We start from the raw sequence: 17452 nt of genomic DNA, 5'->3' as shown, positions 1-17452 counted from the left end.
CCGGGGTGCCGTGCGGCGGGGTGAAGACCGGGGTGCCGTGCGGGGGTGTGATCGGGCCCTGGCCCTGGCCCTGGCCTTGGTCGCGGGAAGCCTGCGGCGCGAACGGGGCCGGGCTGGAAGACGGCTGGTCGGGCGTGCCCGGGGCCTGGCCGCTGCCGCCGACCGGGCGGGTCGGCAGGCCGCTGCGCTGCTGACCGCCGCCGGGGCCCGCGGGACCGCCGGGGCCGGTCTTGCCGGGGCCGCCGGGACCCGTACCGCCGGGGCCCGAGCTGTCGCCGCGGGCGGGCAGGGCCGGGCGGCGGTTGCCGGCCGGGCCGCTGCCCTGGCCGAGCTGACCGCGCGGCGGGACCGCGCCGAGGCGGTTGGTGGGACCGCCCTTGCCGGCGCCCGGCTTGTCGCCGCCCTGGCCGGCCTGGCCGCCCTTGGCGGGGCCGGAGGTGCCGGACTGGGTGACGTCCACCGGCAGCATGACCAGCGCGGTGGTGCCGCCGGAGTCCGACGGGCGCAGCTGGATGCGGATGCCGTGCCGCAGCGACAGGCGGCCGACCACGAACAGACCCATCCGCCGGGACACCGAGACGTCCACGGTGGGCGGCGAGGCGAGCCGCTCGTTAATGGCGGCGAGGTCCTCGGGGGAGAGGCCGATGCCGGTGTCGTGGATCTCGACCAGGACGCGGCCGTCGGGCAGCGCGTGGCCGGTGACCTTCACCTTGGTCTGCGGCGACGAGAACGATGTCGCGTTCTCCAGCAGCTCGGCGAGGAGGTGCACGAGGTCGTTGACGACGCGGCCTGCGACCTGGGTCGCGGGCACGGCCGAGAGCTCGATGCGCTCGTACTGCTCCACCTCGGACGCGGCGGCGCGGAGCACGTCGACCAGCGGGACCGGGCGGGTCCAGCGGCGGCCGGGCTCTTCACCGGCGAGGACGAGCAGGTTCTCGCCGTTACGGCGCATGCGGGTGGCGAGGTGGTCGAGCTTGAACAGCGACGCCAGCTGGTCCGGGTCGGCCTCGCGCGACTCGAGCTCGGAGATGAGCGAGAGCTGGCGCTGGATGAGGCCCTGGGAGCGGCGGGAGAGGTTGGTGAACATCGCGTTCACGTTCCCTCGCAGCAGCGCCTGCTCGGCGGCCAGCCGGACCGCCTCGCGGTGCACCTCGTCGAAGGCCTGGGCGACCTTGCCGATCTCGTCCTTGCTGTGCACGCCGACGGACTCCACGGAGGTGTCGACGTCCTCCGGGTCGGCCTCGGAGAGCTGCTTCACGAGCTCGGGCAGGCGCTTGTTGGAGACCGTCTCGGCGGTGTCCTGCAGCCGGCGCAGCGAGCGGACCATGGAGCGGGCGACGATGAACGCGCCGGCCAGCGAGACGCCGAGGACGAGGATGATCAGCGCACCGTTGATGATGGCGTCGCGCTCGGCGTCGTTACGGAGCTGGCGGGACTTCTGCTCCATCTCCTGGAGCAGGGTCTGCTCGATCTTGCCCATCCGCTCGAGCTTGACCGAGTCCAGGTCGGACCAGTCCTTGTACGACTTCAGCTCGGTGCGCTTCAGGCCGCCGGCGTCCTTGAGGATGTCCCGGGCGTACCGGTCGGCCTGCTGGATGGAGGTGTCCTTGTCCATCGCCGCCGTGAGGTCGGTGGCACTGGACTCGCCGGCATACAGCTGCTCGAACTGGTCGAGGTCGTTGTCCTCGGCCCGCTGCGCGGAGAGCGCCTCGAGGCGGTCGGCCTCACTCAGGTCGGCGGGCTTCTGCGCCAGCGCCGCGGCGATGATCGCCCGCTGGATGGAGGCGTTCTCCTTGGCGGAGGAGAAGACCGCCAGGGCGCGGGTGGCCTGAATCATGTCGCTGTTGCTGGTGGCCTGCGCCATGTCCTGCGACAGCGAGAGGAGGGAGTCGACGAGGTCGCCGTAGGCCTTGACCGTCTGGGAGTCGTACTCGTTGTTCTGGTACGCGTTCTTCCGGATGTCCGACAGCTCGTTCAGCTGGACGACGATCCGCTTCAGGGTCGAGTTGACGCCCTTGAGGGAGGAGTCGTCGGTGGCGTCGATCTCGTCCGTGGCCTCGCGGAACCGCTGCAGCGCGGTGTCGGTGAGCTTGCGCGAGTACTTCACGTCCGGGTCGGAGGCGTTGCCGTCGCGGACGATGAGCCCCGCGGACTCGTCCCGCTCCTCCTGGATCTGCGCGGCCAGCGTGGTGGCCTGCTGGGTCAGCTCCGTCAGCAGCTTCATGTTGTCCTGCTGCTGAATGTCCCGCCAGGAGTCCTCGATACGGAACGCGCCCAGCGTGGTCGCGGCGACGACCGGCAGCGCGAGCAGGGACACCAGACGGGTGGAAATGCGCCAGTTGCGCATGGCTATTCGCGGGCCAGGGCCCGGCGGCTGCTTCGCCTTGGCGGCCTTGCCCTGCGGCGCTATCGCGCCGGCCTCGGGCGCCGGCAGGCGCGGGGCATCACGGCGGGTGCTGTCCGCGGCCTGCCCGGGTCCCTGGGCAGGCTGCTGCGCGGAGCCGCGGCCGGTCATGCCGCGCCCCTGTTCGCCCGAAGCGTCCCCAAGTCCCTGGCGGGCCTGGGGAGACCCCATGCCATCCCTCTTGAAACGTCCCTGCACTAGCGTCGCAACCTCTGGACCTGGCCCCCGGCGGCGCGTGAGCGCGCCCGGGACGGTGTCGAGTCGTGCGGGAACCGAGGCCCCGCTGGCGGTGTCCTTACCTGCCCGGCGCAGTTCTCCCCAGTTCAGCTGTCTTGAAGTGGCGCCCCATTGCGCCCGATTCGAGTAGCTGCAGCCCTGCGACGGTCCGTGGAATTCCAGCACAGTGCCGGATCTCCAACAAGGCCCGGGGGTAACAGTGTGATGCCGGTGACCTATAGTGCCTGCGTCATTACCCGGGGTGTAAAAGTAGGGTTGAGATAAGGGACATTTCTCCACGAGCTGCACAGGGGCGCATGGTGTCCCGTAAGCGCCCCTCAGGGGCGTTAGCTGGCTTTAGAGCAGGGTATGCCCGGTTTTGATGATCATGGTCGCTCGCGATTTCGGGGTATTTGTCACGGGCTTCGTGAGGAAACTCACATGACTGGGACGGGTGATGTGCCGAGTGGCGGGGAACCGCGACGTCTAGCCTGAGGCTTTACATGCACAGTGAAAGCGTCAAGTGAAAGAGCGCGCCTTGAAGCACACGATGATGTTCCGGAATATAGCCAACCCGCGTCGCACCACCCTTGCGCACGTCAAGGACGCGGACGCACTCGAGACCGAGATTCCCGAGCAGCCCGAGCATGACACCGCCCTCCCGGCGAACACGGCCAACCCGCGCCGTACCGTCCTGATGGAGGTCCCCGGCCGCTGAGCGGCCGGCCCCGCCGGAACCGACGCGCCCCCGGCCCCTTCCCGGCGATAGCCTGTGGTGACCACATCCCCGGGCAAGCAAGGGCACCGTCTTGCGCATCGCAAGGTTCTCCATCGACGGCACCGTCGGCTTCGGCGTACTCGAAGGCGACCAGCTCGACGTCATCAAGGGCCACCCCTTCGGCGAGATCGAGCGCAGCGGCACGAAGATTCCGCTGGCACAGGCGCGGCTGCTGCCGCCCGTACTGCCGAACAAGGTCATCGCGGTCGGCCGCAATTACGCCGAGCACGCCGCCGAGCTCGGCAACGAGGTCCCGGACGCGCCGATCACCTTCTTCAAGCCGTCCACCTCGGTGATCGGCCCGCAGGACCAGATCACCTACCCGTCCTTCTCCCAGGACCTGCAGTACGAGGCCGAGCTCGCCGTCGTCATCGGCCGGATGTGCCGCGAGGTGCCCATCGAGCGCGCCGCCGACGTCATCCTCGGTTACGCCTGCGCCAACGACCTCACCGCCCGCGACGTCCAGCAGCGCGAGAAGCAGTGGGCCAGGGCCAAGGGCTTCGACTCCTCCTGCCCGCTCGGTCCCTGGGTCGAGACGGACATCTCCCTCGACGACATCGCCGCCGGCATCGGCATCCAGTGCACGGTCAACGGCGAACAGCGCCAGCTCGGCTCCACCTCGGACATGGTCCGCGGCATCCCCGCGCTGATCGCGCACATCACCGAGGCCATGACCCTGCTCCCGGGCGACGTCATCCTCACCGGCACCCCCGCGGGCGTCGGCCCCCTGAACGCCGGCGACGAGGTCGCCGTCACCATCGAACGAATCGGCACTCTCACCAACAAGGTGATCAAGCGTGGCTAGCGCATCTGAAGCAGCTCCCAAGAACGTCCGCGTACGTTTCTGCCCCTCGCCGACCGGCAACCCGCACGTGGGCCTGGTCCGCACCGCCCTCTTCAACTGGGCCTACGCCCGCCACAACGGCGGAACCTATGTCTTCCGCATCGAGGACACCGACGCCGCCCGCGACTCCCAGGAGTCGTACGAGCAGCTGCTGGACTCGCTGCGCTGGCTGGGCCTGACCTGGGACGAGGGCCCGGAGGTGGGCGGCCCGCACGCCCCGTACCGGCAGTCCGAGCGGATGGACCTCTACGCGGACGTGGCGGCGAAGCTGCTGGAGGGCGGCCACGCGTACCGCTGCTACTGCACGGCGGAGGAGCTCGAGGTCCGCCGCGAGGAGGCCCGTAAGGCGGGCAAGCCGTCCGGCTACGACGGCAAGTGCCGCGACCTCACGGACGAGCAGAAGGCGGCGTACGAGGCCGAGGGCCGGTCCTCGATCGTCCGCTTCCGGATGCCGGACGAGACGATCACCTTCACGGACCTGGTCCGCGGCGAGCTGTCCTTCGCGCCGGAGAACGTCACCGACTTTGGGCTCGTCCGCGCGAACGGCGCCCCGCTGTACACGCTGGTCAACCCGGTCGATGACGCCCTGATGGAGATCACCCACATCCTCCGCGGCGAGGACCTGCTCTCCTCCACCCCGCGCCAGATCGCGCTGTACCGCGCGCTGGGCGAGATCGGCGTCACGGACGGCTCGGTGCCCTCCTTCGGCCACCTCCCGTACGTCATGGGCGAGGGCAACAAGAAGCTCTCCAAGCGCGACCCGCAGGCGTCCCTGAACCTCTACCGGGAGCGCGGCTTCCTCCCCGAGGGCCTGCTGAACTACCTCTCCCTCCTCGGCTGGTCCTTCTCGCCCGACGAGGACGTCTTCACGCTCGACCAGATGGTGGAGAAGTTCGACCTGGCCGACGTGAACGCGAACCCGGCCCGCTTCGACCTCAAGAAGGCCGAGGCGATCAACGCCGACCACATCCGGATGCTGTCGGTCGAGGACTTCACGGCGGCCTGCGAGCCCTGGCTGAAGGCCCCGCACGCGCTCTGGAAGCCGGAGGCCTTCGACGCGGCGGCGTGGCAGGCGCTGGCGCCCCTCGCCCAGACCCGCCTGACGGTCCTGTCGGACATCACGGCGAACGTGGACTTCCTCTTCCTCGACGAGCCGGTCTCCGACGAGAAGTCCTGGGACAAGGCCATGAAGCCGGGCGCGGCGGACCTGCTCCGTACGGCCCGGGAGAAGCTGGCGGCCACCTCGTCGTGGACCGCGGAGCCGCTCAAGGAGGCCGTCCTGGCCGCCGGCGAGGAGCACGGGCTGAAGCTCGGCAAGGCGCAGGCGCCGGTCCGGGTGGCGGTCACCGGCCGTACGGTCGGTCTGCCGCTCTTCGAGTCCCTCGAGGTGCTGGGGCGCGAGCGCACCCTGGCGCGGGTGGACGCGGCCCTGGCGCGCCTGTCCTGACGCCGTCCCCCGGGCCTGCCGGAGCGGGCCCGGGGATAACCGGTTTTGGAGCAGGCTCCCCCATCAGGTAATGTTCTGTCTGTCGCCGAGCGGGCCGAGAGGCCGAAACGCGAGGCGGACACCCAAACTGAGGCCCCGCGAGGGGTTGAGTTTTGGTGGGCTATGGTGTAATTGGCAGCACGAGTGATTCTGGTTCACTTAGTCTAGGTTCGAGTCCTGGTAGCCCAGCAGATCTCTTCTGGAGATCAAGGCCCCCGTTGTGTAGCGGCCTAGCACGCCGCCCTCTCAAGGCGGTAGCGCCGGTTCGAATCCGGTCGGGGGTACAGATCCTTTGCTTTCCGTCTCCATCCGGGTCGCGCCCGGAGGCGACGACGTCAGGGATCACCAAGGCCCCCGTTGTGTAGCGGCCTAGCACGCCGCCCTCTCAAGGCGGTAGCGCCGGTTCGAATCCGGTCGGGGGTACAGAAAACGTGAGGTCAAGGCCCGTCTCCCCGCGGAGGCGGGCCTTCGCCGTACCCACGGGCGAGGGGCGGGTGACCGGCTCGTACCCTCCTGGGCATGAAACCACTGACTGCGCAGGACATCGCCGGTGTGTGGGGGACGCTGCTGCTGCCCCTCGATGACGGTGACGCTATCGACTGGGGGCGGCTGGAGGAGCAGCTGGACGTGCTGCTGGGCTCGGGGCTGCACGGGATATACGCGCATGGCACGGCCGGGGAATTCCACACCCTCGACGAGGGGGAGTTCGACCGGATCAACGAGCTGCTCGCCGAGCGCTGCACGGCCGCCGGGCTGCCGTTCCAGATCGGGGCCTCGCATCCGGTGGCGCAGACCGCGCTGGCGCGGGTGCGCCGGGCCAGGGAGCTGGCGCCTGGGGCGCTGCAGGTGATCCTGCCGGACTGGCTGCCGCTCGCCGACGACGAGGCCGTGGCCTTCCTCGCCCGGGTGGCGGCGGCCGCGGACCCGGTGCCGCTGGTGCTCTACAACCCGCCGCACGCCAAGACAACGGTGTCACCCGCGCTGCTCGGCCGGCTGCTGGACGAGGTGCCGGCGCTCGTCGGACTGAAGACCGCCGGCGGCGACGCGGCGTGGTACGAGCAGATGCGCGCGCACACCGCACGCTGCTCCGTCTTCGTGCCGGGCCATCTGCTGGCCACCGGCATCGCCCGCGGCGCGCACGGCAGCTACTCCAACGTCGCCGCGCTCGCTCCGGCCGGCTCTGTCCGCTGGTACGAGACCATGCTGCGCGACCCGGCCGCGGCGCTCGACATGGAGAGCCGGATCGCCGAGCTCTTCCGCCGGCATATCGCACCGCTCCAGGCGCGCGGGCTGTCGAATCCGGCGCTCGACAAGTTCCTGGCCGCCGTGGGCGGTTGGGCCGACACCGGCGTACGCACCCGCTGGCCCGCCACCCCGGCGCCGGAGGAGGCCGTGCTCCCCGCCCGCCGCGACGCGCACGAGCTGGTGCCGGAGCTCTTCTAGTCCGCCGGCAGCTCCACCGTGACGCGGAGCCCGCCGTCGGGGCGCGGGGTGAGGGTGAGGGTGCCGTCGTGGGCGTGGGTGATGGTCTTCACGATGGCCAGGCCGAGGCCGACGCCCGCCTGGTCGGCGTGGATGCGCTCGGAGCCGCGCTGGAACGGTTCGGTGAAGGTCGAGGCCCGCTCGGGGGAGATGTACTCGCCGGTGTTCTCGACGGTGAGGACCGCGGTCCCGGGGCGGCTGCCCGTACGGACCCACACCGTGCCCTGGCCTGGCCGGTTGTGGACGATCGCGTTGTGCACGAGGTTCGTGGTCAGCTGCAGCAGCAGCGCGGGCGAGCCGGTCGTGGGCGTGATGTCGCCGGAGGTCTCGATGGCGACGTCGTGCTTCTCCGCGAGGGGGAGGAGGGTTTCGGTGGCTTCCTCCGCCAGGAGGGAGAGGTCCACGGGTTCCCGGGCGAAGGATCGCTGCTCGGCGCGGCTGAGCAGGAGGAGGGCCTCGGTGAGGTCGATCGCCCGGGTGTTGACCGTGTGGAGGCGGTCGATGATCTCGCCGGTGTCGTGGTACGGGTCGGTGCGGGCCACGTCGAGGAGGGTCTTGGAGATCGACAGCGGGGTGCGCAGCTCGTGGGAGGCGTTGGCCGCGAATCTCCGCTGTTCGGCGACGTGGGCTTCGAGCCGGGCGAGCATCATGTCGAAGGCGTCGGCGAGTTCGCGGAATTCGTCCTGCGGGCCCGGCAGCCGGACGCGGTGCGAGAGCGATCCGGTCGCGGCCATGCGCGTGGCGTGGGTGATGCGGTCGAGCGGAGCGAGCATGCGGCCGGCGAGCAGCCATCCGCCCAGCAGGCCGAAGATCAGGAGGAACACCATGACCCAGGCCGCCAGCGGGGCGAAACCGCGCACGAAGGCGACCCCCGGGCCTTGTTGCCATTTCCCCGATTCGTTGGTCCGCAGCCACTCTTGTTGCACGAGGAAGAATCCGATGGCGGCGAGCAGCAAGGCACCGGCGACCATGAGGAAGCCGGCGTAGCTCAGGGTGAGCTTGAGGCGGACGCTCAGTCCGTGCTCTCTATGCATGGCCCTCTTCCCCTTCGTCGGTCCGCGGTGCCTCGATGCGGTAGCCGACACCCGCCACGGTGGTGATGACCCAGGGTTCGCCGAGCCGCTTGCGCAGCGCCGAGACCGTGATGCGCACGGCGTTGGTGAACGGGTCGGCGTTCTCGTCCCACGCCCGCTCCAGCAGCTCCTCGGCGCTGACGACGCCCCCTTCGGCGGCGACGAGCACCTCGAGCACCGCGAACTGCTTCCTGGTCAGCGCGACGTAGCGGCCGTCCCGGTAGACCTCCCTGCGGAACGGGTCAAGACGCAGACCCGCGATCTCCCACACCGGGGGCCTGTTGTGGGCGCGCCTGCGGTTGAGCGCCCGGAGCCGGAGCACCAGCTCCTGCAGCTCGAACGGCTTGGTCAGATAGTCGTCGGCGCCGAGCTCGAAGCCCGAGGCCTTGTCGTCGAGCCGGTCCGCCGCCGTGAGCATGAGGATCGGCATGCCACTGCCGGAAGCCACGATGCGCTTGGCGATCTCGTCGCCGGACGGGCCGGGGATGTCGCGGTCCAGGACGGCGATGTCGTACGTGTTGATGCTCAGCAGCTCCAGCGCGGTGTCGCCGTCGCCCGCGATGTCGGAGGCGATCGCCTCCAGGCGGAGGCCATCGCGGATGGCGTCCGCCTGGAAGGGTTCGTCCTCGACAATCAAGACCCGCATGTCCTAGATGCTACGAGTCGGCGCATATCGTCGGCATATCGAAAACCGCATACGGTCCGGCAACACCACGCTGCCTTGACTGATGGCATGATCCGTACCCCGATAGCCGTCATAGCGGTGCTCGTCGCGGCCGTGGGCTGCCAGGCGCCGGAGGCCTTGTCCTCGCCGGACGCGTCGGACGTCCCGTCGGCCCCGTCCGCGACGGCCTCGTCGCCTTCGGCGGACGCATCGCGTTCCTCGGCCGCCCCGCCGCCCATGAATCCGCGGCACCGCCCCGAGGCGGTCGGCGACCCCGACGGTGCCGTCCCGGACGGCGTGACCGTGTTCGATGACGGGTATCCCGGCGTGGCCAAGATCGACTCCGATCTGCTCCAGGCCCTGCGCACGGCGGCCAGGGCTGCGGCCGACGACGGCGTCAAGTTCTACGTGAACAGCGGCTGGCGCTCCCCTGAGTACCAGGACCGGCTGCTGCGGGACGCGGTCTCGAAGTACGGCTCGGAGGCGGAAGCCGCCCGCTGGGTCGCGACGGCGGACACCTCGCCGCACGTATCCGGGGACGCGATCGACGTCGGCGACTCCAACGCGACCGCGTGGCTGTCGCAACACGGCACGGCGTACGGGCTGTGCCAGATCTACCGGAACGAACCCTGGCATTACGAGCTGCGCACCGAGGCGGTCGACCACGGCTGCCCGCGCATGTATGCCGACCCCACCCAGGACCCGAGGATGCAGTAATGATCGGTAGTACCCAGGAACGAACGATGGCGGGGGTGGATACGGCTCCGGCCGGTCAGGACACCGCCGGGCGCCCGGAGGCCGGGCCCTGGAAGCGCGGCCTCGTGCTCGCGGGGCTGGCGGTGCTGCTCGGCCTTTTCCTGCTGCTGCACGCGAAGATCCCGAACCGGATCGGGAACCTCGGCAGCCTGGTGGAGACCTTCCTGCCCTGGTTCGGGCTGTGCATCCCGGTGCTGCTGGCCGCCGGGATCTGGCGCCGCTCGGCTGCCGCCGTGGTGGCCCTGCTGCTGCCGGCCGTCGTGTGGGCCGGCCTCTTCGGCGGGCTGCTCAGCGACAAGTCCCAGTCGGGTGCCGATCTCACCGTGGTCAGCCACAACGTCGCCGCCGAGAACTCCGACCCGGCAGGGACCGCCCGCGACCTGGCCGCCTCCGGCGCTCAGGTGCTGGCGCTGCAGGAGGTGAGCGAGGCGGCCCGGGGCACGTACGAGAAGGCGCTGGCGAAGGCCTATCCGCACCATGCCGTGCTGGGCACGGTCGGCGTGTGGAGCAAGCTGCCGCTGTCGGGCACCGAGGCGGTCGACATCGCGCAGGACGTGGGGCCGCTGGCCGACACCAAGTCGGAGGCGGCGCGGATGGTCGGCCAGCGGGCGCTGCGCACCACCGTGGCCACCGATCAGGGGTCGCTGACGGTGTACGTGGCCCACCTGGGGTCGGTGCGGGTGAATCCCCGGGACGGCTTTTCGACGGGCGGCCGGGACCGGAATGTGCAGGCGCTCAGCGCGGCCATCGCCGCCGACAAGAGCGAGCGGGTGGTGCTGCTCGGCGATCTGAATGGCACCCTGGACGACCGCACGTTCGCCGGGCTCACCGCGCAGCTGCACTCCGCCCAGGAGGCGGCCGGGAACGGCTTCGGCTTCACCTGGCCGGCGAAGGCCCCGATGGCCCGGATCGACCAGATCCTGGTCAGGGGTGTGGAGCCGAAGAGCTCGTGGGTGCTGCCGGCCACCGGCAGCGACCACCGGCCGGTGGCCGCCGGAATCAGCTGGTGACAGCCGGTGCATGAACGCGGACGTGCTGCCGGGGAGATAATCTCCGGCAAACCACTCGTTCAGGAAGCAGGCTGCATCCATGGCTCAGGAAGTACGCGGTGTCATCGCACCGGGCAAGAACGAACCCGTGCGCGTCGAGACCGTCGTCATCCCGGACCCAGGTCCCGGCGAGGCGGTGGTGCGGATCCAGGCGTGCGGCGTATGCCACACCGATCTGCACTACAAGCAGGGCGGCATCAACGACGACTTCCCCTTCCTGCTGGGCCACGAGGCCGCGGGCATCGTCGAGACGGTGGGGGAGGGGGTGAGCGATGTCGCCCCCGGCGACTTCGTGATCCTCAACTGGCGTGCGGTGTGCGGCCAGTGCCGCGCCTGCAAGCGCGGGCGGCCCTGGTACTGCTTCGACACCCATAACGCCCAGCAGAAGATGACCCTCGCCGGCACCGGCCAGGAGCTGTCCCCGGCGCTGGGCATCGGCGCCTTCGCGGAGAAGACCCTGGTCGCGGCCGGGCAGTGCACCAAGGTCGACCCGGCCGTCGCGCCCGCCGTCGCGGGCCTGCTCGGCTGCGGCGTCATGGCGGGCATCGGCGCCGCGATCAACACCGGCGGCGTGACCCGCGGCGACAGCGTCGCCGTCATCGGCTGCGGCGGCGTGGGCGACGCGGCCATCGCCGGTGCCCAGCTGGCCGGGGCCCGGCGGATCATCGCCGTGGACATCGACGACGCCAAGCTGGAGACCGCCGCGCGCATGGGCGCCACCCACACGGTCAACTCCACGCTCATGGACCCGGTCACGGCGATCCAGGAGCTGACCGACGGCTTCGGCGCCGACGTGGTCATCGAGGCGGTCGGCCGCCCCGAGACGTACCAGCAGGCCTTCTACGCCCGTGACCTCGCCGGCACGGTCGTGCTCGTCGGCGTGCCGACCCCGGAGATGAAGCTGGAGCTGCCGCTTCTGGACGTCTTCGGGCGCGGCGGTGCGCTCAAGTCCTCGTGGTACGGGGACTGTCTGCCGTCGCGGGACTTCCCGATGCTGATCGACCTGCATCTGCAGGGGCGCCTCGACCTGGAGTCCTTCGTCACCGAGACCATCGCCCTCGACGAGGTCGAGAAGGCCTTCGAGCGGATGCACCGCGGTGACGTGCTGCGTTCGGTGGTGGTGTTCTGATGGCCGCCCGCATCGAGCACCTCGTCACCTCCGGCACCTTCTCCCTCGACGGCGGCACCTGGGACGTCGACAACAACGTCTGGATCGTCGGCGACGACACCGAAGCCGTCGTCATCGACGCGGCCCACGACGCCGGCGCCATCGCCGACGCGCTGGGCGACCGGCGGCTGGCGGCCGTCGTCTGCACGCACGCCCACAACGACCACATCGACGCCGCCCCTGAGCTGGCCGCCCGTACCGGCGCGCCGATCCTGCTGCATCCGGCCGACCTCCCGCTGTGGAAGCAGACGCATCCCGACCGCGCGCCCGAAGGGAACCTGACGGACGGCGAGGTGCTGACGGTGGCGGGCGTGGACCTGACCGTCCTGCACACTCCGGGGCATGCCCCGGGGGCCGTGTGCCTGTACGCGCCGGCGCTAGGCGCCGTATTCACCGGAGACACCCTCTTCAACGGCGGCCCGGGAGCCACCGGCCGCTCCTTCTCCGACTTCCCGACGATCATCGACTCCATCCGCGACCGCCTGCTCACCCTCCCGCCGGACACGACCGTCCACACCGGCCACGGCGACTCAACCACCATCGGCGCCGAGGCTCCGCAACTGGCGGAGTGGATCGCCCGCGGCCACTGAAGCGGCCCGGCCGCCGGAGGGCACATGAACGCCTGGCCGACCGTCCTGCTCGCCGTGCTCTGCGGGCTGCTGCTGGCCTGGCTGCTGGGGTACCTGGCCATGCCGATCGACCTGGTCCGGGACTTCATCCCGGTCCCCGGGTACGCCGATGACGCCATCGTCGTGGCCTTGGTGCTGCGCTCGGTCGTACGGGCCGCGGGTCCCGGCGCCCTCGCCCGGCACTGGCCCGGCACCGAGGACGGACTTGCCGCGGTGCGGCGCCTGGCCGGGCTGCGCTAGTCCTGCGTGGAGAAGAAGGCGTAATCGGGGCCCAGGTGGGTGCTGACGAGGGCGCCGGCGCTCCACCACTGCACCGGGGTGCCGTCCATGTGCATGGTGCTGCGGTTGTGCTGGAGGTGGGCGTTGTGGGCGTTGGCCAGGGTCGGGGTGCGGTTGGCGAGGGCCAGGAGGTTGGCGGCCATCATTCGGTCGCGCTGGCCGACCAGGCGTGTCATGCGGGCTGGTGAGGTGTCCGCCATCCAGTAGTGGTAGCTCAGCAGGCCGGTGGCGGTGCGGGCGTAGAGGCGGGCCTGGTGCCAGGATTCGCGTGCGGGGGCCAGGTGCGGTGCGTGCGTGTCCAGCAGGGCCACCAAGTCCTCGACTATCAGGCGTAGTTGAGAGGCGTCGGCCGAGCGGCCGACGGACTGATCCGGCGCCCGCATCGCTGCCGGGTTGGTCCAGCGGTCGTCGGTGCCGAGCAGGGCGTCGAGGGTTTCCGTGGTGCAGGGGAGCAGGGCCGGGTCCACCCGGGCCGACAGGTAGTCGTGCAGCGCGGTCATGGCGTGGCGGGGGCTCGCGGCGTGGGTGATCTCCAGCGGGCCGTCGAAGCCGGCGAAGCGGAGCCGCTCGGCCGCGGGGCGGGCGTCGTTGTGGGCGCGCATCCAGCGCACGAGTTCGCGGTTGCCCGCGAACTCGCCCCAGCCGTGGCTGAATCCGTGCTCCATGGCCTCGTCGAGGGTGCCCGTGCCCAGGGCGACGTAGTCGTCGACGATCAGGCCCCGCAGGCAGTCGGTCTCGAGCGCGATCGTCCGGTAGTCCTCCTCCTCGACGCGCCGCCGGAAGAGTTCGTTGCGCATCTTGAGCAGCGTGTCGTCGCCGTGCGCGGGCTCGCCCAGGGCAAGCAGCCGCGGCCGGCCGATGTCCGTATCCATGCCATAAACGATATCGTTGAACCTTCGGTTGAAACTTTTCCCGGATATCCTCTCTGCCATGGCACGAAACCTTCAAACCAGGGTGCGGCTCCGTCCCGTAGATCTCGCGCGTGAGCACGGTCTGTCCACGCAGGCGATCAGGAATTACGAGGAGGCCGGCATCCTCCCGGCCGCCGGTCGCACCGCCCACGGCTACCGCACCTATACGCCGCTGCACGCGCAGGCCCTGCGCGCGTTCCTCGCCCTCGTGCCCGGGCACGGCCACGCGACCGCGACGTCGATCATGCGCGAGGTGAACGAGGGCGCGGTCGACGACGCGTTCCGCATCATCGACCTCAGCCACGCCCAACTCCTCGAGGACCGGCGGACGCTGCAGGCCGTGGAGCGGGCGCTGCGCGATCTGGACCCGGCGGAGGGCGGCGCGCGTCCCGAGGAGCCGGCGCCGTCCGGCGGCATGTTCATTGGCCCGCTGGCAGATCAGCTCGGCATCCGCCCCGCGACGCTGCGCAAATGGGAGGCCGCGGATCTGGTGCGTCCGCGGCGCGACCCGCGCACCGGATATCGCGTGTACGACGAGGGTGCCGTGCGCGACGCCCGGATGACCCACCAACTCCGGCGCGGTGGTTACCTGCTGGCGCAGATCGCCCCGCTGCTCGAGCAGGTGCGGACGGCCGGCGGGCTGCAGCCGCTGGAGGCGGCGATGAGCGACTGGCGGGACCGGCTGGCCGAGCGCGGGCGGGCGATGCTGGCGGGGGCGGCGGAGCTGGAGGCGTATCTGCGCGAGCGGGGCTGAGCGTCGTCGGCTTTACGATACAGGGCTGTGCTGTATCGTAAAGCCATGACTCCGGATCACATCCACCGCCGCCGCTGGGCGATCCTCGCCGTCCTGCTGCTCAGCGTGCTGGTCACCGTCCTCGACAACTCCATCCTCAACGTGGCGATGCAGACCCTCGCCCAGCCGTCCCCCACCGGCCTCGGCGCGAGCCAGAGCGAGCTGGAGTGGGCGGTGAACTCGTACACGCTGGTGTTCGCCGGGCTGCTGCTCACCGGCGGTGTGCTCGGTGACCGGCTGGGGCGCAAGAAGGCGCTGCTGTTCGGCATGGCGCTCTTCGGCGTGGCCTCCGCGCTGTGCGCCTACGCCGGCTCGCCCGCCGAACTCATCACGTACCGCGGCCTGATGGGCATCGGCAGCGCCTTCACCCCGCCCGCCACGCTGGCGATCATCGCGCAGGTCTTCGAGCCCGAGGAGCAGCCCCGGGCGATCGGCATCTGGACCGGCGTGGTCGGCCTCGCCGTCGCCGCCGGGCCGATCGCCGGCGGGGCGCTGCTCGAGCACTTCTGGTGGGGCTCGATCTTCCTCGTGAACGTGCCGATCGTGATCGTCGCCCTGATCGCCATGGTGGTGCTCGTGCCGGAGTCCAGGGACGAGCGGGCCGGGCGGCTCGATCCGGTCGGCGTGCTGCTGTCGATAGCCGGGATGACACTGCTGGTCTTCGGCGTTATCAAGGGCGGGCAGCTCGGGGACTTCGGCAGGCCCGAGGTCTGGGGCACCGGGCTCGGCGGGCTCGCCGTGCTGGCGGGCTTCGTGCTGTGGGAGCGGCGTACGGACCATCCCGCCTTCGACGTCGGGTACTTCAGGGACCGCCGCTTCACCGGGGCCGTCGCCGCCATCGGCGTGTGCTCGTTCGCGCTGATGGGAGTGGCCTTCTTCATGGTCTTCTACACCCAGTCCGTACGCGGCTACAGCGCTCTGGAGACGGGGCTGCTGATGCTGCCGCTGGCGGCCGCGCAGATGTATTTCGCGCCGCGGGCGCGGCACGTCGTCGCCCGGTACGGGCCGCGTGCCGTCTGTGCCGCGGGCCTGCTGGTCAACGCCGCCGCCTTCGCCGGGTTCCTGCTGCTCGGCCGGTCGACGCCGATCTGGGTGCTGGCGGCGCTCTTCGCGCTGATGGGGGCGGGGCTCGCGCATGTCTTCCCGCCCGCCACCGTCATGATCATGAACTCGCTGCCGCGGGAGCAGGCGGGGGCGGGCTCGGCGATCAACAATGTCTTCCGCCAGGTGGGCGGGGCGATCGGCATCGCCGTGCTCGGCTCGCTGCTGTCGGCCGCGTACCGCAGGGGAGTGGAGGGCCAGTTCGACGCCCTGCCCGCGGAGACCCGGCACAGCGCGGGCGAGTCGATCCAGGCCACGCTGAGCGCGGCCGCGCGGCTCGGCGACGAGGGGCGGGCAATGGTGGGCCCGGCCAACGACGCGTTCATCCACGCCATGCACCTCGCCGCGATTACGGCGGCCGCGGCCAGCGTGTTCGGAGCGGTTATCGTGCTGGTGACGATGGCGGGCAGGCCGACACCGCAGCGGGAGACCGAGGCGGCCGGCGCCGGCAGCCCGCAGCCGCGGGAGGCGGAGGCCCAACGGTGACCAAGGCAGGTGCCCAGCAGTGACGGACGCTCCCGGCCGTACGGCCGACGCACCGCGCGGCCGCCCGCGCAACGCGGCGGTCGACGGCGCGGTCGTCGACACCGTCCTGCGGCTGCTCGCCGAAGGCGTCGGCTTCGCGGATCTCTCGATGGTGGCCATCGCCCGCGAGGCCGGCGTCACCCGGGCCACCCTCTACCGGCGCTGGCCGACCAAGGAAGCCCTGATGGCGCACGTGCTGGACACGGTCGAGGACCCGCTGCCCGAGCCGGCCGGGACGTCGCTGCGCGAGGACCTGCTGGTGGTCGTGGAGGCGACGCGGAAACGCAGCCTGGCCAAGCACACGTCCGCCGTGATGCGGAACATGCTGACGACGCTGCACAGCAACTCCGAGCTGTGGCAGTACTTCCGCGATAAGTCGATCACCCCGCGCCGCGAGGCCTTCGCCCGCATCCTGCGGCGCGGCATCGACGCCGGCGAGATCCGTCCCGAGCTGGGTGCCGACCTGGATCTGCTCATCGACATGCTGGTCGGTCCGCTGTACTACCGGGCCTCCATCAACGCCCCCTTGGAAGAGGACCTGACGGAACACATCGTGGACACCTTCCTCCGCGGCGCGTCCCCGCGCTGACGGGCGGCCGCGCTCAGGGCGTATCGGGGCTGAGCACGAACAGCCCGCTGACCTCGCCCTCCTTGCTGAAGGTGGCGCGGCCCTTCATCGGGCCCGCCTCGAATTCCAGCGGGATGTCCACCACCGTATGGTCGCCCAGCTGCCGGACCCGCGGCTCGCCCATCCGCTCGTACGCTCCGGCCATGCCGATGACCTCGGCCCAGGCGGCGGCGAGGCCGGCCGGCGGGAGCTGCGCCGTCATCGTGGCGTCGAAGCGGGTGACTATTGCGTCGTGCCGGCCCTCGATCCAGTCGATGAACAGCTCGGTCGCGCGGTTGGCGGCGCCGGGGAGCGCGGCTTTGCTCATGAGTTCTCCTGTCCGTGGGTCGATGGGGCGGCCGAAGCGCTGGAAGGCGGCCTGGCGGCTGACGCCGAGGAGATCGCCGATCTCCTGCCAGGTGTGCCCGGCGGCGCGGGCCCGGCCGACGGCGGCGCGCAGTGCGGTGTCCGCCAGGACGTCCAGATCGCGGGCGATCTCAACGCCGGTCAGCTCGGCGTGGGTTGGGCCGGAGAGGCGGCGGGCGAGCGCCGCGATCTCCGCGGCCAGGGCCGTGATGTCCGTACGTGGACCGCTCATATCTGTAAAGGTTCCCTTTACGCGACCGACTGTCAAGGGAATCTTTACGCGCTTCGCGGCCCCGCGATCGATAGCCTGACCGAGTGACG

The 17452-nt window shown here is 70.8% G+C and carries 16 protein-coding genes, 3 tRNA genes and 1 pseudogene; 15 read left to right on the top strand and 5 right to left on the bottom strand.

Annotated elements, in window-relative coordinates:
- The coding region (locus tag G5C51_RS09195) for a sensor histidine kinase (protein ID WP_420824792.1) at window positions 1-2602 on the bottom strand (2602 nt) is incomplete at its 3' end.
- A gap of 556 nt (window positions 2603-3158) precedes the next feature.
- Here G5C51_RS09195 and G5C51_RS09190 point away from each other — a divergent pair.
- The 7 genes from G5C51_RS09190 to G5C51_RS09160 all read left to right on the top strand — a co-directional run bounded on the left by G5C51_RS09190 (window position 3159) and on the right by G5C51_RS09160 (window position 7171).
- Window positions 3159-3338 (top strand): hypothetical protein, encoded by a 180-nt coding sequence (locus G5C51_RS09190; protein ID WP_165234697.1) that lies wholly within the window; start codon window positions 3159-3161, stop codon window positions 3336-3338.
- Between the two features lie 91 nt (window positions 3339-3429).
- On the top strand, window positions 3430-4203 hold the full coding sequence (locus tag G5C51_RS09185) for a fumarylacetoacetate hydrolase family protein (protein WP_165234694.1): 774 nt from the start codon (window positions 3430-3432) through the stop codon (window positions 4201-4203).
- Window positions 4196-5689, top strand: coding sequence for a glutamate--tRNA ligase (gene gltX, locus G5C51_RS09180; protein ID WP_165234692.1), 1494 nt, complete (start codon window positions 4196-4198; stop codon window positions 5687-5689). The genes G5C51_RS09185 and gltX overlap by 8 nt, the downstream gene beginning before the upstream one ends.
- Window positions 5690-5845: 156 nt before the next feature.
- A tRNA-Gln gene (locus tag G5C51_RS09175) sits at window positions 5846-5917 on the top strand.
- A 22-nt stretch (window positions 5918-5939) separates the two neighbouring features.
- Window positions 5940-6012: transfer RNA gene (locus G5C51_RS09170), tRNA-Glu, on the top strand.
- Between the two features lie 66 nt (window positions 6013-6078).
- Window positions 6079-6151, top strand: a tRNA-Glu gene (locus tag G5C51_RS09165).
- A 96-nt stretch (window positions 6152-6247) separates the two neighbouring features.
- Window positions 6248-7171: a dihydrodipicolinate synthase family protein gene (locus G5C51_RS09160; RefSeq protein ID WP_165234689.1), complete on the top strand. Its 924-nt coding sequence runs from the start codon at window positions 6248-6250 to the stop codon at window positions 7169-7171.
- Here the strand turns inward: G5C51_RS09160 and G5C51_RS09155 are convergent.
- Both G5C51_RS09155 and G5C51_RS09150 read right to left on the bottom strand, forming a co-directional pair.
- On the bottom strand, window positions 7168-8244 hold the full coding sequence (locus G5C51_RS09155) for a sensor histidine kinase (protein ID WP_165234686.1): 1077 nt from the start codon (window positions 8242-8244) through the stop codon (window positions 7168-7170). The two genes, G5C51_RS09160 and G5C51_RS09155, sit on opposite strands and share 4 nt — an antisense overlap.
- The gene (locus tag G5C51_RS09150; protein WP_165234683.1) at window positions 8237-8929 is read right to left on the bottom strand and encodes a response regulator transcription factor; all 693 of its coding nucleotides are present in this window, start codon (window positions 8927-8929) and stop codon (window positions 8237-8239) included. The genes G5C51_RS09155 and G5C51_RS09150 overlap by 8 nt, the downstream gene beginning before the upstream one ends.
- Window positions 8930-9016: 87 nt before the next feature.
- On the opposite strand from G5C51_RS09150, the gene G5C51_RS09145 reads away from it, so the two are divergent.
- From G5C51_RS09145 to G5C51_RS09125, 5 genes are all read left to right on the top strand, one after another.
- On the top strand, window positions 9017-9664 hold the full coding sequence (locus tag G5C51_RS09145) for a M15 family metallopeptidase (RefSeq protein WP_165234680.1): 648 nt from the start codon (window positions 9017-9019) through the stop codon (window positions 9662-9664).
- A 26-nt stretch (window positions 9665-9690) separates the two neighbouring features.
- Entirely contained in the window at window positions 9691-10713 is a 1023-nt protein-coding gene (locus G5C51_RS09140) for an endonuclease/exonuclease/phosphatase family protein (RefSeq protein ID WP_165234709.1), read from the top strand.
- 79 nt (window positions 10714-10792) lie between these two features.
- Complete coding sequence (locus G5C51_RS09135; protein ID WP_165234677.1) at window positions 10793-11881, top strand: S-(hydroxymethyl)mycothiol dehydrogenase; 1089 nt, start codon at window positions 10793-10795, stop codon at window positions 11879-11881.
- Window positions 11881-12510, top strand: a complete 630-nt coding sequence (locus tag G5C51_RS09130; RefSeq protein ID WP_165234674.1) for an MBL fold metallo-hydrolase — start codon at window positions 11881-11883, stop codon at window positions 12508-12510. The genes G5C51_RS09135 and G5C51_RS09130 overlap by 1 nt, the downstream gene beginning before the upstream one ends.
- A 24-nt stretch (window positions 12511-12534) precedes the next feature.
- Window positions 12535-12789, top strand: a complete 255-nt coding sequence (locus tag G5C51_RS09125) for a YkvA family protein (RefSeq protein WP_165234671.1) — start codon at window positions 12535-12537, stop codon at window positions 12787-12789.
- Between the two features lie 5 nt (window positions 12790-12794).
- On the opposite strand, the pseudogene G5C51_RS09120 reads toward G5C51_RS09125, so the two are convergent.
- A pseudogene (locus G5C51_RS09120) lies at window positions 12795-13700 on the bottom strand (erythromycin esterase family protein); the annotation flags it as partial.
- Between the two features lie 58 nt (window positions 13701-13758).
- Here G5C51_RS09120 and G5C51_RS09115 point away from each other — a divergent pair.
- Genes G5C51_RS09115 through G5C51_RS09105 form a run of 3 tightly spaced genes read left to right on the top strand, consistent with a single transcriptional unit; the run spans window position 13759 to window position 16747 of the window.
- Window positions 13759-14493, top strand: a complete 735-nt coding sequence (locus G5C51_RS09115; protein WP_165234665.1) for a TioE family transcriptional regulator — start codon at window positions 13759-13761, stop codon at window positions 14491-14493.
- A 45-nt stretch (window positions 14494-14538) separates the two neighbouring features.
- A complete protein-coding gene (locus G5C51_RS09110) occupies window positions 14539-16119 on the top strand; it encodes an MFS transporter (protein ID WP_165234662.1) in 1581 nt (526 codons plus the stop codon).
- 19 nt (window positions 16120-16138) lie between these two features.
- Window positions 16139-16747 (top strand): TetR/AcrR family transcriptional regulator C-terminal ligand-binding domain-containing protein, encoded by a 609-nt coding sequence (locus G5C51_RS09105; protein ID WP_165234659.1) that lies wholly within the window; start codon window positions 16139-16141, stop codon window positions 16745-16747.
- A gap of 13 nt (window positions 16748-16760) precedes the next feature.
- On the opposite strand, the gene G5C51_RS09100 is transcribed toward G5C51_RS09105, so the two are convergent.
- On the bottom strand, window positions 16761-17363 hold the full coding sequence (locus G5C51_RS09100; protein WP_165234656.1) for a DUF3887 domain-containing protein: 603 nt from the start codon (window positions 17361-17363) through the stop codon (window positions 16761-16763).
- Between the last annotated feature and the right edge of the window lie 89 nt (window positions 17364-17452).

This window comes from Streptomyces coryli, assembly GCF_011044975.1.
Taxonomy (GTDB): domain Bacteria; phylum Actinomycetota; class Actinomycetes; order Streptomycetales; family Streptomycetaceae; genus Streptomyces; species Streptomyces coryli.
Note: the sequence above shows the minus strand (reverse complement) of the source record. Positions and strands in the feature narration are given on the sequence as shown.

Bases quoted from the DNA above. Each gene is read 5' to 3' on its own strand.
- G5C51_RS09160 (WP_165234689.1), top strand. From the start codon at position 6,248: ATGAAACCACTGACTGCGCAGGACATCGCCGGTGTGTGGGGGACGCTG.
- G5C51_RS09155 (WP_165234686.1), bottom strand. From the start codon at position 8,244: ATGCATAGAGAGCACGGACTGAGCGTCCGCCTCAAGCTCACCCTGAGC.
- G5C51_RS09150 (WP_165234683.1), bottom strand. From the start codon at position 8,929: ATGCGGGTCTTGATTGTCGAGGACGAACCCTTCCAGGCGGACGCCATC.
- G5C51_RS09145 (WP_165234680.1), top strand. From the start codon at position 9,017: ATGATCCGTACCCCGATAGCCGTCATAGCGGTGCTCGTCGCGGCCGTG.
- G5C51_RS09140 (WP_165234709.1), top strand. From the start codon at position 9,691: ATGGCGGGGGTGGATACGGCTCCGGCCGGTCAGGACACCGCCGGGCGC.
- G5C51_RS09135 (WP_165234677.1), top strand. From the start codon at position 10,793: ATGGCTCAGGAAGTACGCGGTGTCATCGCACCGGGCAAGAACGAACCC.
- G5C51_RS09130 (WP_165234674.1), top strand. From the start codon at position 11,881: ATGGCCGCCCGCATCGAGCACCTCGTCACCTCCGGCACCTTCTCCCTC.
- G5C51_RS09125 (WP_165234671.1), top strand. From the start codon at position 12,535: ATGAACGCCTGGCCGACCGTCCTGCTCGCCGTGCTCTGCGGGCTGCTG.
- G5C51_RS09115 (WP_165234665.1), top strand. From the start codon at position 13,759: ATGGCACGAAACCTTCAAACCAGGGTGCGGCTCCGTCCCGTAGATCTC.
- G5C51_RS09110 (WP_165234662.1), top strand. From the start codon at position 14,539: ATGACTCCGGATCACATCCACCGCCGCCGCTGGGCGATCCTCGCCGTC.
- G5C51_RS09100 (WP_165234656.1), bottom strand. From the start codon at position 17,363: ATGAGCGGTCCACGTACGGACATCACGGCCCTGGCCGCGGAGATCGCG.